Source organism: uncultured Phyllobacterium sp. (genome assembly GCF_902479695.1).
In the GTDB taxonomy this organism is placed as follows: domain Bacteria; phylum Pseudomonadota; class Alphaproteobacteria; order Rhizobiales; family Rhizobiaceae; genus Phyllobacterium; species Phyllobacterium calauticae.
This window is the reverse complement of sequence record NZ_CABSQF010000020.1, coordinates 81,502-94,271: the sequence shown is the minus strand read 5'-3', so window position 1 is coordinate 94,271 and position 12,770 is coordinate 81,502. Positions and strand designations below refer to the sequence as shown.

The following is a 12,770-nucleotide window of genomic DNA, read 5'->3' as shown; positions in this document are numbered from 1 at the left end:
TTCGTTCTACGCTGCCGGGCCGCTCGTCGATGGGCAGCACCTTGGCATCCCGGGCTATGGCTTCGACGCCGCTGGGAAAGCGCAGGATGGATTCAAGGCCGACATCGCGGGTCGTTGCCACCCGCAGCCGCAATTCGTCGGTGAGATTCTTCAGCCGCACCAGGCTTTTCACCCGGGCAAGCAATTGCAGGTCGTTGACCGGCTTGGTGAGAAAATCATCGGCGCCGAAATTCAAGCCGGTGATCCGGTCCATATCCTGATCGAGCGCTGTCACCAGAATGACCGGGATATGCGCGGTGGCGGGCTGCGATTTCAGCCGGCGGCAGACCTCGAACCCGTCCATGCCCGGCATCATGACATCGAGAAGGATGACATCGACGCTGTTGTTTTCGCAGAACTCCAGCGCTTCATAGCCGTTCGACGCCGTCACGACTTCATAATATTCGGCGCTCAACCGCGCTTCCAGAAGCTTCACGTTGGCAGGAACATCATCTACGACAAGTATGCGGGCCGTCATAGTTCACTTCTCCGGGAAAACTGACGGCTCATGCGTCACCAAGGTAGGATTTGATGGTTTCGATGAATTTCGGCACGGAAATCGGCTTGGATATATAGGCCTCGCAGCCGCCCTGCCGGATACGTTCCTCGTCGCCCTTCATCGCGAAGGCCGTGACGGCGATGATGGGGATCACATGCAGATCATCATCCGCCTTCAGCCATTTGGTCACTTCGAGCCCGGAAACCTCCGGCAGCTGGATATCCATGAGGATCAGATCGGGGCGATGCTCGCGCGCCAGATCGAGGGCTTCGAGACCGTTGCGTGTACGGATCGTTTCATAGCCGCTGGCTTCGATAAGGTCGCGGAAGAGCTTCATGTTGAGCTCATTGTCCTCGACAATCATGACTTTCTTCACCATTGGCAACGTCCCGTTGATCATGCGTGGCGTGGGATTGCCGCCTTGACAAGGCTCCCACCGCAGCATCATTGAATGGATGCAAGTAATAGCGCGTTTTGATTGATGAAAAGGTAACTCTTCACGGCGGTCAAAAAATGCTGCAGATCATGTTTAACCAAGGCTTTATTGAACATCTTCTTTTGTAGAGATTCAATTGGTCATTGGCCCCTCCGCCTGCAATGGGGTCGCGGCGGGCGGTCAAACGGGAATATTGTTTTCAAGGGTGTTCGGATGAACACACATTTCGGGACAGACAGGCAGAATGAAACAGCAGATGAACCTTGAGAATGCACAGGATCTGGCGATCAATGCCCTGGTTTTCCTGGCGCAGGACAGTGAATTGCTGCCGCGCTTTCTTGCCCTTACGGGCATCACGGCGGATCAAATCCGCCAGGCGGCGCAGGAGCCGGGATTTCTGGCCGGCGTGCTGCAGTTCTACCTGGCGCATGAACCGACGCTGATGCGCTATTGCGAGGCGACAGAGACCGACCCTGCCCTGTTCCAGCAGGCGCTGCGGCTGCTGCCGGGCGGACGGCAGGAGGATGTGTACTAACGCGCAAACGGCTTGCAAGAGGCCTGTCTCTTCAGTAAGTTCGGCATGTTCTATTTATGTTCCGAGCATCATGGCCCCCCTCAACGATCCTGAATTTGGATTCTGCCGCGACTGTCTGACAGCGCAGACCTCGGCCGGACGCCGCTGCCAGCAATGCGGCAGCCCGCGCCTGCTGCGCCATCCGGAACTCTACAGGCTCTCCATTGCCCATGTGGACTGCGATGCATTCTATGCCTCGGTGGAAAAACGCGACAATCCGGAGCTGCGCAACAAGCCCGTCATCATCGGCGGCGGCAAGCGCGGTGTGGTCTCCACCGCCTGTTATGTCGCGCGCATTCATGGCGTGAAATCCGCAATGCCGATGTTCAAGGCGCTGGAGGCCTGCCCGCATGCGGTGGTGATCAGCCCGAACATGGAAAAATATGTGCGCGTGGGGCGCGAAATCCGCCAGATGATGCGCGATCTGACGCCGCAGGTGGAACCGCTGTCGATCGACGAGGCGTTTCTCGACCTGTCAGGCACGCAGCGCCTGCACCACGATCCGCCGGTGCGGGTCATGGCGCAGTTTTCCAACCGGGTGGAGAAGGAAATGGGCCTGTCGGTTTCCGTCGGCCTCTCCTATTGCAAGTTCCTGGCAAAAATCGCCTCGGATTTTGACAAGCCGCGCGGCTTTTCCGTCATCGGCGAAGCGGAAACCCCGCATTTCCTGCATGACAAGCCGGTGACGATGATCTGGGGCGTCGGCAAGGTGTTTGCCGCCACGCTGGAGAGGGACGGCATCCGCACCATCGGCCAATTGCAGACCATGGAGCTTGGCGCGCTGATGGCCGCCTATGGCAGCATGGGCCAGCGCCTCTACCAGCTGTCGCGCGGTATCGACACGCGCCGGGTGGAACCGGACGGCGAATCCAAGAGCGTATCGGCGGAAACGACGTTCAACGAGGATATCGGCACGCTGGAAGAGCTGGTTCCGATTCTGCGCTCGCTCTCCGAAAAGGTGTCACGCCGCCTGAAGGCCGCCGACATTGCCGGCAGGACAGTGGTTCTCAAGCTCAAATCCCGCGATTTCAAGCTGAAAACCCGCAATCGCCAATTGGCCGACCCGACTCAGCTTGCCGACCGGATTTTCCGCACGGGACTGGCGCTGCTGGAAAAGGAGATCGACGGCACGCGGTTCCGGCTCATCGGCATCGGCGTGAGTGACCTCAGTGACGATGGCCGCGCCGATCCGCTCGATCTCGTCGATGTGCAGGCGACCAAGCGGGCCGTTGCGGAGACGGCCATCGACAAGCTGCGCGGAAAGTTCGGCAACAACGCCGTTGAAACCGGCTATACCTTCGGCAAGATCAGGCAAAGGACACGGCCGGTCCCGGACGAGATTGATTGATTGGATTCAAAGGTTTGTCAGATTTGTTTAAAAGATTGAATCCGGCCCTGCTGCAAGACCATTTGTGCGTGGTTCGACAAGCTCACCATGAGGGGCTGGGTGGGCTGCAAGGCTATTCGGAAACATCGAGGTATGAGCAATCCTGCAGGATACAACTCCCTGCAATCCTCACGCTCCCTCATGGTGAGCTTGTCGAACCACGCACCACGCGGGATGCCTTTTGCAGCAAAGCGAAGGAGAGATGGCCAAGCCACCATTGACCGGCGCTATTTCAGCGGCAGAAACAGGTCCGCAACCGCCTCATGCTCCGGCACCTCCGGGAAGAAGCTCAGACGCTGGCAATAGATCGGGAAGTCGCGCGCTTCCTCGCCGCTGGCCGGAAGCCAGTCACGATACAGATAGAGCGCGGCGGGCTCCAGATTGTCGGTGTTGCCAACGACGCGCAGCACCGCACAGCGACCACCGGGAATCTCGCCGGCCTTGATCTGCTCGCCGTTCACATCGATCGGCTGGTCGCTGCCGACACAAAGGTCCATGCTATAATCGGCAGGCGACGCGGGACGCCGCTCGGAACGCCAGACCGTGAAAGTCGGACTTGTCCTGGGGTGCAGGCCAGCGGCCTTGCGCCATGCGATGAACCGCTGGATGGTGGCACCGATCATCGCGGGGTCACCCCGATGTTCCATGATCGCCACCGGCGTCGGGGCCACAGCGCGAATCGTCACGTCACTGATGGTAAAAGTCTTCTGCATGAGCTTGCTCCTCGCATTGTCAAAAGGCCCGAAGGCCGCAAGCCACGGCTCCCAATCGGGAGATTTTCTGAACGACGAAGGCGATTGCCCGAACCGTTGCCGGAAGGCGCGGGCGAAGGCATCGGGTGCGTCGTAACCGGCATCCATCGCTATATCCGTGACGCTCTGGGCGTCTATGTAGGCCAGCCGATACGAAGCGCGCTTCATACGGGCAAGCTGCACATAGCGATGCACTGACAACCCGAAGGTGGACATGAACTGCCGGTGGAAATGGTATTTCGAGAACGCGGCAACGCCGCTCAGCGCTTCCAAACCCAGATCATCGTCGAGATGCTGTTCGATGTGATCCAGCACCCGTTGCATCCGGGCATGGTAGTTTTCAAGTGCCGCCTTCATCGCCTGTTCCTCCGTGGCGCCACCAGCTAGCCCCTTGCGGATATACAGCGCTCGACCGATCTTGCGGTTTGGGAGGGATCGATCGATACAGTCCAACCGGCCTCAGTGCGTCGGTGGCTGCGCCTAAACCATCTCCACATCGACCACGCCGGGAATGGCCTTCATGGCGCTGGCGACCTGCGGGCCGACGCGATAGCGGTTCGGCAGTTCGATCTCCACTTCGCTGGCGCCATTCTCCTTGATCAGGATGAGCGAGACGATCTGGCCGTCATTCTGCGGGGCGAGATAGGGCGTGATGGCGCTCAGCGGCTCGCTGGAGCGCATATAGAGGCGCAAGGCCTTCTGCATGCGCGTGGCTTCATCCTCAAGCGACTGCGCCGTCTGGATGCGCAGGCTGATGCCCTCCGGCCGGTCTTCGGCCCCAACAGTCACCACGACGGAGCGTCCCGGCTCCAAGAGATCGCGGTACTGTGCCAGCGCCTCGGAGAAAAGCACTGCCTCAAACTGACCTGAAGCATCGGAAAACTGGATGATGCCCATCTTGTTGCCGGTCTTGGTCTTGCGTTCCTGCTTGGCGGTGATGGTTCCGGCAAGCCGTCCGGCATTGGCGCCGCGCTTGACCGCAGCGGAGAATTCGGCCCAGCTCTGCACCCGCATCTTTTCGAGGATCGGCCGGTATTCATCGAGGGGGTGGGCGGAGAGATAAAAGCCCGCCGCCTCGAACTCGCGCCGCAGTTTTTCCGCCGACAGCCATGGCGCCGCATTGGGCAGTTGCAGCCCCTGCGATCCGCCTGCGGCCATGCCGCCAAAAATATCCGCCTGCCCGCTGACACTGTCTTCCTGCGTGCGCTGCGCATGGCCGATGATGCGGTCGAGACCGGCGATGAGCGCCGGGCGCTCCCGCCCGAAGCAGTCGAACGCCCCGGCGTTGATCAGGCTTTCAAACACGCGCCGGTTGACGACGCGCGGATCGATGCGTTCGCAGAAATCCTCGAGGCTGGCATAGGTCGTGTCACCGCGCTTCTCGACAATATGGTCGACCGCCGCCTCGCCCACGCCCTTGATGGCGGCGAGCGAATAGAAAATGCGGTTGTCGCCGACTTCAAACAGGCGGAAGGAGGTGTTGACCGAAGGGGTGACCACCTCGATGCCCAGCCGCAGTGCCTCGCGGCGGAAATCGTTGAGCTTGTCGGTGTTCGCCATATCGTAGGTCATCGACGACGCAAGAAACTCGACGGGATAATGCGCCTTCATATAGGCGGTCTGGAACGACACGATGGCATAGGCGGCGGCGTGCGACTTGTTGAAGCCGTAGTCGGCGAATTTTGCCAAGAGGTCGAAAATGAAGTTGGCCTGCGGCTTGGTCACACCGCGTTCCACCGCGCCATCGACGAAACGGACGCGCTGCATGTCCATCTCGGAGCGAATCTTCTTACCCATGGCACGGCGCAGCAGATCGGCTTCGCCCAGCGTATAGCCGGACATTTCCTGCGCGATCTGCATCACCTGTTCCTGGTAGATGATGACGCCCTGGGTTTCCTTGACGAGATGGTCGATCTTGGGATGGATCGACGCCATCTCCTCGTCGCCATTCTTGCGCGCGTTGTAGGTCGGGATGTTTTCCATCGGACCCGGACGGTACAGCGCCACAAGCGCGATGATATCCTCGATCCGATCGGGCTTCATGCCGATCAGCGCCTTGCGCATGCCGGTGCTTTCCACCTGGAACACGCCGACCGTTTCGCCGCGCGACAGCATTTCATAGCTGAGCTTGTCATCGAGCGGCAGGTTGGACAGATCCACGGTGATGCCGCGCCGCTTGACCAGATTGACCGCAGTCTGCAGCACCGTCAGGGTTTTCAGGCCGAGAAAGTCGAATTTGACCAGCCCGGCCTCTTCCACCATCTTCATGTTGAACTGCGTGACCGGCATGTCCGAGCGCGGATCGCGATACATCGGCACGAGTTCGGACAGCGGGCGGTCGCCGATGACGATACCGGCGGCGTGGGTCGAGGCGTGGCGGTACAGCCCCTCCAGCTTCAGCGCAATGTCGAGCAGGCGCTCGACAACCGGCTCCTTGTCGCGTTCTTCGCGCAGGCGCGGCTCATCCTCGATGGCCTTTGCCAGCGTCACCGGATTGGCCGGGTTGGCCGGAACCATCTTGGTCAGGCGGTCCACCTGCCCATAGGGCATTTCGAGAACGCGGCCGACGTCGCGCAGCACGGCGCGCGCCTGCAGCGTTCCGAAGGTGATGATCTGCGCCACCTGATCGCGGCCATACTTGGCCTGAACGTAGCGGATGACCTCGTCGCGCCGCTCCTGACAGAAGTCGATGTCAAAGTCGGGCATCGAGACGCGGTCGGGATTGAGGAAGCGTTCGAACAGCAGGGAGAAGCGCAGCGGATCGACATCGGTGATCGTCAGCGCATAGGCAACGAGCGAACCCGCACCGGAGCCACGACCGGGACCGACAGGAATATCATGGGCTTTCGCCCATTTGATAAAGTCGGAAACGATGAGGAAGTAACCCGGATATTTCATCCGGGTGATGATGGAAATCTCATATTCCAGCCGTTCGGCATATTCCTGCGCCGTATGACCATCAGCCATGCCAAGCGTCGCAATGCGGCTTGCCAGGCCTTCCCGCGCCTGCCGGGCCAATTCGTCGGCTTCCTCCTGCAGGGCAGCTTCGGGATCGTCGCTTTCACCGGTGAAGCGTGGCAGGATCGGCGCGCGGTTCTTCGGATAATAGGAACAGCGCAGCGCGATCTCGACGGTATTTTCCAGCGCCTCGGGCAGATCGGCAAACAGCGCCACCATCTCGTCTTCGGTCTTGAGATAATGGTCCGGCGTCAGGCGGCGGCGATCGTCGATGGAAAGCAGTGAACCCGCCGCAATGGCCAGCAACGCATCATGCGCCTCATAGTCGGCGCTCTTGGAAAAGAACACGTCATTGGTGGCAACCAGAGGCAGTTCCAGCTCATAGGCAAGCGCGATATGGGTCGCTTCCAGGGCGCGGTCATAGCCGCGATGGCGCTGCAGCTCGACATAGAGCCGGTCGCCATAAAGCGAGCGCAGATGGATGAGCCGTTGGCGGGCGCGGTCGATGCGGTCGTCCTTGATTGCCTTGGCGATCGGCCCCTCGGGACCGCCGGAAAGAACGATGATTCCATCGGAAAGACCCGGCAGCCAGGAGGCGGCAACATGGACGGGATCGCCGGCGGGCGTTTCCAGATAGGCGCGGCTGACAAGCCGGACGAGATTGGCATAGCCGGTTTCCGTCGCCGCCAGCAGCACGAGCGGCGCAAGCCCGAGCGCTTCGCGCCGGTTGGCGCTGCGGCTTTCCTCGGCCTGATCGTGAAAGGCGATGTCGAGCTGGCAGCCGATGATCGGCTGCAAGCCGGACTTCGAACCCTTCTGGGCAAATTCGAGCGCCCCGAACAGATTGTTGGTGTCGGTGATGGCGATGGCCGGGCTTTTGTTGGACGTGGCGAGATCGATGACCTTGGCAACCTGCAGCGCGCCTTCCAGCAGGGAATAGGCGGAATGCACCCGCAGATGGACGAAACGAAGCGCCTGCTTTTCCGCACTGCCTTCGCCGGGTCTGCCCTGTCCGTCTGCCACTGTATCCATCTCCAGAAAATTCCGGCGAACGCGCTGATTCACCACCCGCGCATTCTCGAACAATGGTCAGGGGGTGTCCACCTATACTTTAACGACCCGATCGTGCGACTGTGAACAACCTGTGATGCGCCACCGAAAGGCCTGTGAATGAGCAATGCATATCCCGAAATCTATCTGGTGCGGCACGGTCAGACGGAATGGAGCCTGTCCGGCCAGCACACCGGCCGGACCGACATGCCGCTGACGGCCGCGGGCGAAGCGGCAGCCCGCACCCTGGCAGGCCGCCTGCAGGGCCTTGCCTTTTCCGCCGTATGGTCGAGCCCTTCCCAGCGCGCATCGAAAACCTGCGCCCTCGCCGGATTTGGCGACGCCCGCATCATCAAGGACGATCTGGCGGAATGGGATTACGGCACCTATGAGGGCACCACCACCAAGGCGATCCTGGCGGAGCGCCCCGGCTGGCAGCTTTTTCGCGACGGCTGCCCCGGCGGCGAATCCGCAGCCGATGTCGGTGCGCGTGCCGACCGGATCATCCACGCCATCCGCGCGGCGAATGACAGGATTCTCATCTTCTCGAGTTCGCATTTCCTGCGGGTGCTTACGGCCCGCTGGCTTGGCTTGCCGCCCGAAGGCGGCGCGCTTTTCGTTCTGGATACCACCAGCATCAGCGTGCTCGGCTATGAGCACGACCTGACGGAACCGGTTGTCCGCATGTGGAACCAGACATGATGATGGGCGACGCCCGCGGGCCAGGAACCAGGGAAAACCTAGTCATCCCGGCCCCGCCGGTTCTTTCAGATAACGCTGACCCACATGGCGAATGTTGCAATAAACAGACTGACTGTAACGAATGACATGACGTCCTGGAAAAGTTCGCTCATCGGTAAAACCCTTCTTCGTTTGCTCTATGTATATGTTTTGTTCTATTTTTGTTCCAAAGTCAAGCGCACCAAAGCCGCCATTGGCGCTATGGTTGTCGATTTCTTAACAGAGGGTAAAACGCGGGCCGCCGAGCGGGCGCCGCCAAACGCAAACGGGCGCGGATTTTTCCGCGCCCGTTTGCGTTCCATGGTGTGAACGGATCAGGAGACCGTGGTGATCTTGCCGTCCTTGAGCGTGACGCGGCGATCCATGCGGCGGGCCAGTTCGTGATTGTGCGTGGCGATCATCGCCGACAGGCCGGACTGGCGCACCAGGGCTTCCAGCGCCTCGAACACATAGGAGGACGTCACCGGATCGAGATTGCCGGTGGGCTCATCGGCAAGCAGCACAAGCGGGGCATTGGCCACCGCGCGGGCGATGGCGACGCGCTGCTGCTCGCCGCCGGACAGTTCCGACGGCCGGTGCGAGGCGCGCGCGCCCACCTTCATGTAATCAAGCAGCTGCTGCGCGCGTTCGGAAGCAACGCGCGGTTTCATGCCGCGGATCATCTGCGGCATCATCACGTTTTCCAGCGCGGAGAATTCCGGCAGGAGATGGTGGAACTGATAGACGAAACCGATGTCGTTGCGGCGGATGGCGGTGCGCTCTTCATCGGACAGCGAACCGCAGGCGCGACCGTCCAGAATCACATCGCCACTGTCAGGCCGCTCCAGGAGACCCGCCGTGTGCAGAAGCGTCGACTTGCCAGCGCCCGACGGCGCGACAAGCGCGACCATCTCCCCCCTGCCGAGGGAGAAATTGGCATCGTCCAGAATAACCAGCTCCCGGTCGATCTCATTGTACCGGCGGCCGACGCTGGTCAGCTGAAGAATGGGCCCGGCTGACATTATTCGTACCTCAAGGCTTCAACGGGATCGAGCTTGGCCGCGCGCCATGCGGGGAAAAGCGTTGCCAGAAACGACAGGACAAGCGCCATCAGGATGACCGTGAAGGTTTCATTGAAATCCATCTTGGCGGGCAAGGTGCTCAGGAAATAAAGCTCCGGATTAAAAAGGGTCGTACCAGACAACCAGGAGAAGAATTGCCGGATGCGCTCTACGTTGAGGCAGACGAGGACACCCAGGGCCACGCCGGCAATCGTACCGGTCACGCCAATCGCCGCGCCCGTCATCAGGAAGATGCGCATGACCGAGTTGCGCGTCGCGCCCATGGTTCGCAGGATAGCGATATCGCGTCCCTTGTCCTTCACCAGCATGATCAGGCCGGAAATGATGTTCAGGGCCGCCACGAGAACGATCAGCGTCAGGATCATGAACATGACGTTGCGCTCGACCTGAAGCGCCGAGAAGAAGGTGACGTTGCGCTGGCGCCAGTCGGTGAGCATCAGCGGACGCTGCGCCGCATCCTCGATGGGCTTTTTCAGCGCGTCGACATTGTCGGGATTGTTGGCAAAGATCTCGATGGACTGGACCTTGCCCTCCTGGTTGAAATAGAGTTGCGCTTCATCCAGCGGCATGAGCGCGATCGAGGCGTCATATTCGGACATGCCGATCTGGAAAATGGCGACGACCGGATAGGATTTCACCCGCGGTGAAACGCCGAGCGGCGTCACGTCGCCGTCCAGCGACATCAATGTCAGCTTGTCGCCGATGCCGAGCCCCAGATTTTCCGCCATGCGCGTGCCGATGGCCACGCCGCCCGCCTTGTCGAAATTGGCGAAGGTGCCCTGCTTGACGTTCTTGGCGACGAGCTGGAGCTTGTTGATATCCTCTTCGCGCAGGCCCCGTACGAGCGTGCCGGTGCCCTGCCCGACATTGCCCTGGCCGAGCACCTGGCCTTCCACGACGGGAATGGCGAAGGAAACACCGGGAACCGCATCGATCCGCTTGATCACATTGTCGTAGTCATCCAGCGGCCGGTCCATCGGCTGCATGATGACATGGCCGTTGATGCCGAGAATGCGCGTCAGCAATTCGCTGCGAAAACCGTTCATGACCGCCATGACGATAATGAGCGTCGCCACGCCGAGCATGATGCCGGTGAAGGAGAAACCGGCGATCACCGAAATAAACGTTTCCTTGCGCCGGGCGCGCAGATAGCGCCATGCGATCATCCGTTCATAGGCAGAGAACGGCTTGGGACCCTGTTGTACAGCAGTGACGGCCGATTCTGTCATAGAGTTCCAGCCTGAAAGTCAGCGGGGCCTGCAAGCTTGTTGATTGCAGCTTCAATGCTCAGGGTTTCCCGTTCACCCGTCGCGCGATCCTTGATCTCGACTTCGCCCGCGGCAACACCGCGCGGCCCGATGATCACCTGCGTCGGCAGGCCGATCAGGTCCATCTTGGCGAATTTCGCACCGGGACGATCATCCGTATCGTCCAGCAGCGGCTCGAGACCGGCATTGGTCAAGGCCTCGTAGACCTTGGCGGATACCGCGTCGCACGCCTCGTCGCCCGGCTTCATGTTGACGATGCCCGCACCGAACGGCGCAACGGCCTTCGGCCAGATGATGCCGTTCTCGTCATGGGATGCCTCGATGATCGCGGCAATGACACGCGAGGGTCCGATACCGTAGGAGCCCATGGAAACCATGTGTTCCTTGCCATCGGGACCGGTGACCTTGGCGCCCATCGGTTCGGAATATTTGGTGCCGAAATGGAAGATGTGGCCGACCTCGATGCCGCGTGCGGCAAGCTGTTCGGACGCACCAACCTTGTCCCAGGCGGCTTCGTCGTGCATTTCATCCGTCGCCGCATAGGGCGTCGTCCATTTCGTCACGATGTCGGCGACCTGCGCATTATCGTCGAAATTGGTATCGGCCCCGGGAACCGGCAGGTCGAGATAGGCGCGGTCGCAATAGACCTGGCTCTCGCCGGTTTCGGCCAGAATGATGAATTCGTGGCTGAGGTCGCCGCCGATGGGGCCGGTATCGGCACGCATGGGGATGACCTTGATGCCGAGGCGCGAGAATGTGCGGAGATACGCCACGAACATGCGGTTGTAGGCGGCCTTGGCGCCTTCGAAATCGATATCGAAGCTGTAGGCATCCTTCATCAGGAATTCACGCGAGCGCATGACGCCGAAACGCGGGCGGCGTTCGTCGCGGAACTTCCACTGGATGTGATAAAGATTGAGCGGCAAGTCCTTGTAGGACTTCACATAAGCCCGGAAAATCTCGGTGATCATTTCCTCGTTGGTCGGGCCAAACAGCATCTCGCGGTCACCGCGATCCTTGATGCGCAGCATCTCGTCGCCATAGGCGTCATAACGGCCGCTTTCGCGCCACAGATCGGCGGACTGGATCGTCGGCATCAGCAGCTCGATGGCGCCGGACCGATTCTGTTCCTCGCGGATGATGTTGGACACCTTGTTGAGGATGCGCAGGCCTGCCGGCAGCCAGGCATAGATGCCAGCCGACTCCTGACGGATCAGGCCGGCACGCAGCATCAGCCGGTGCGAGACGATTTCCGCCTCTTTGGGATTTTCTTTCAGGATAGGCAGGAAATAACGGGAAAGCCGCATTGAGATCACCAAATTGAAACACAGCCTGAATGCTTGAAGAATCAGGCAAAACCAAGTGCAAAGTTAGCGTATTACCCAAAAATCGTTGCTGATTTCCGGAAAGACTCATACGCCGCCAAATGTGTTGCCGCGTCCCGCCCAAAACCCGGATTAATCCGCGACGCAGCAATGTTTCTTAGCGGCTTAACAGCGGGTTGGGAACCCGCCAACGCCAAATGAGACATCTCAGATTTGTGACAGTTTTGTTACGCTGCCAGATTTGTAAGCAAAAAATGACTGTACCGAATATTTTTCGTGACATTTCGAAGGCAGTCCGCTATTTTTTTAATCATAATGAGAAAGTAAGAATAATTCTGCTTTCCAGCGCGGTCAAAGTCTTGGGAGGATGTGACCTTTGGCGCGGTAATACGCAGCCACCATGCAAATGGAATAGGGTCAGACGCGATCTAACAATGCAAGGCGAGAGCCTTGCATTTTTTTTGTCTTGTTGCGGCAATACAAGCACTTATCAAATAAACTTAAAGGTGGTTGCACAGACTGCCGCACCTCGATCGCGTTGCTTCAGTTCTATTTTGCAACTACTTGGGCGGCAGGCAGATGCGGCTTCGCCCCGACCGGCCTTCACACCTGATGGGATATTTCCCTTCAACCCCTCCATCCGGAAGGTCCGCAACGGCACGATGATGCCGGCGTCGATT

The 12,770-nt window shown here is 59.9% G+C and carries 11 protein-coding genes; 4 read left to right on the top strand and 7 right to left on the bottom strand.

What is annotated here, in order from left to right; all coding sequences use genetic code 11:
- Nucleotides 1–517, bottom strand: a 517-nt coding sequence (locus RDL77_RS14070) for a response regulator (protein WP_288193386.1), incomplete at its 3' end; no start/stop codon positions are given.
- 28 nt (nucleotides 518–545) lie between these two features.
- A complete protein-coding gene (locus RDL77_RS14065; RefSeq protein WP_008122893.1) occupies nucleotides 546–917 on the bottom strand; it encodes a response regulator in 372 nt (123 codons plus the stop codon).
- A gap of 301 nt (nucleotides 918–1,218) precedes the next feature.
- Here RDL77_RS14065 and RDL77_RS14060 point away from each other — a divergent pair, with 301 nt between their 5' ends.
- Nucleotides 1,219–1,509 carry a DUF3572 domain-containing protein gene (locus RDL77_RS14060; protein WP_223615170.1) on the top strand — a complete coding sequence of 97 codons (291 nt, stop codon included), beginning with the start codon at nucleotides 1,219–1,221 and terminating at the stop codon, nucleotides 1,507–1,509.
- Nucleotides 1,510–1,579: 70 nt separating this feature from the next.
- A complete protein-coding gene (locus RDL77_RS14055) occupies nucleotides 1,580–2,896 on the top strand; it encodes a DNA polymerase IV (protein WP_288193380.1) in 1,317 nt (438 codons plus the stop codon).
- 266 nt (nucleotides 2,897–3,162) lie between these two features.
- On the opposite strand, the gene RDL77_RS14050 is transcribed toward RDL77_RS14055, so the two are convergent.
- Both RDL77_RS14050 and dnaE read right to left on the bottom strand, forming a co-directional pair.
- Nucleotides 3,163–4,044, bottom strand: coding sequence for a GyrI-like domain-containing protein (locus RDL77_RS14050; RefSeq protein WP_288193379.1), 882 nt, complete (start codon nucleotides 4,042–4,044; stop codon nucleotides 3,163–3,165).
- Between the two features lie 123 nt (nucleotides 4,045–4,167).
- Nucleotides 4,168–7,677, bottom strand: a complete 3,510-nt coding sequence (gene dnaE, locus RDL77_RS14045) for a DNA polymerase III subunit alpha (RefSeq protein ID WP_288193378.1) — start codon at nucleotides 7,675–7,677, stop codon at nucleotides 4,168–4,170.
- Between the two features lie 138 nt (nucleotides 7,678–7,815).
- Between dnaE and RDL77_RS14040 the strand changes: the two genes are divergently transcribed.
- Nucleotides 7,816–8,397 carry a histidine phosphatase family protein gene (locus RDL77_RS14040; protein WP_288193376.1) on the top strand — a complete coding sequence of 194 codons (582 nt, stop codon included), beginning with the start codon at nucleotides 7,816–7,818 and terminating at the stop codon, nucleotides 8,395–8,397.
- Nucleotides 8,398–8,481: 84 nt separating this feature from the next.
- A complete protein-coding gene (locus RDL77_RS14035) occupies nucleotides 8,482–8,745 on the top strand; it encodes a hypothetical protein (RefSeq protein ID WP_288193374.1) in 264 nt (87 codons plus the stop codon).
- A 5-nt stretch (nucleotides 8,746–8,750) separates the two neighbouring features.
- Here RDL77_RS14035 and RDL77_RS14030 read toward each other — a convergent pair whose 3' ends face one another.
- Genes RDL77_RS14030 through proS form a run of 3 tightly spaced genes read right to left on the bottom strand, consistent with a single transcriptional unit; the run spans nucleotide 8,751 to nucleotide 12,072 of the window.
- A complete protein-coding gene (locus RDL77_RS14030; RefSeq protein ID WP_223615176.1) occupies nucleotides 8,751–9,437 on the bottom strand; it encodes an ABC transporter ATP-binding protein in 687 nt (228 codons plus the stop codon).
- The gene (locus RDL77_RS14025; RefSeq protein WP_223615177.1) at nucleotides 9,437–10,726 is read right to left on the bottom strand and encodes a lipoprotein-releasing ABC transporter permease subunit; all 1,290 of its coding nucleotides are present in this window, start codon (nucleotides 10,724–10,726) and stop codon (nucleotides 9,437–9,439) included. Before RDL77_RS14025 ends, RDL77_RS14030 begins: the two co-directional genes overlap by 1 nt.
- Entirely contained in the window at nucleotides 10,723–12,072 is a 1,350-nt protein-coding gene (proS, locus tag RDL77_RS14020) for a proline--tRNA ligase (protein ID WP_223615178.1), read from the bottom strand. The genes RDL77_RS14025 and proS overlap by 4 nt, the downstream gene beginning before the upstream one ends.
- Between the last annotated feature and the right edge of the window lie 698 nt (nucleotides 12,073–12,770).

What these genes read in the sequence shown, in the direction of transcription:
- RDL77_RS14065 (WP_008122893.1), bottom strand. Translation starts at nt 917, where the DNA reads ATGGTGAAGAAAGTCATGATTGTCGAGGACAATGAGCTCAACATGAAG.
- RDL77_RS14060 (WP_223615170.1), top strand. Translation starts at nt 1,219, where the DNA reads ATGAAACAGCAGATGAACCTTGAGAATGCACAGGATCTGGCGATCAAT.
- RDL77_RS14055 (WP_288193380.1), top strand. Translation starts at nt 1,580, where the DNA reads ATGGCCCCCCTCAACGATCCTGAATTTGGATTCTGCCGCGACTGTCTG.
- RDL77_RS14050 (WP_288193379.1), bottom strand. Translation starts at nt 4,044, where the DNA reads ATGAAGGCGGCACTTGAAAACTACCATGCCCGGATGCAACGGGTGCTG.
- dnaE (WP_288193378.1), bottom strand. Translation starts at nt 7,677, where the DNA reads ATGGATACAGTGGCAGACGGACAGGGCAGACCCGGCGAAGGCAGTGCG.
- RDL77_RS14040 (WP_288193376.1), top strand. Translation starts at nt 7,816, where the DNA reads ATGAGCAATGCATATCCCGAAATCTATCTGGTGCGGCACGGTCAGACG.
- RDL77_RS14035 (WP_288193374.1), top strand. Translation starts at nt 8,482, where the DNA reads ATGGCGAATGTTGCAATAAACAGACTGACTGTAACGAATGACATGACG.
- RDL77_RS14030 (WP_223615176.1), bottom strand. Translation starts at nt 9,437, where the DNA reads ATGTCAGCCGGGCCCATTCTTCAGCTGACCAGCGTCGGCCGCCGGTAC.
- RDL77_RS14025 (WP_223615177.1), bottom strand. Translation starts at nt 10,726, where the DNA reads ATGACAGAATCGGCCGTCACTGCTGTACAACAGGGTCCCAAGCCGTTC.
- proS (WP_223615178.1), bottom strand. Translation starts at nt 12,072, where the DNA reads ATGCGGCTTTCCCGTTATTTCCTGCCTATCCTGAAAGAAAATCCCAAA.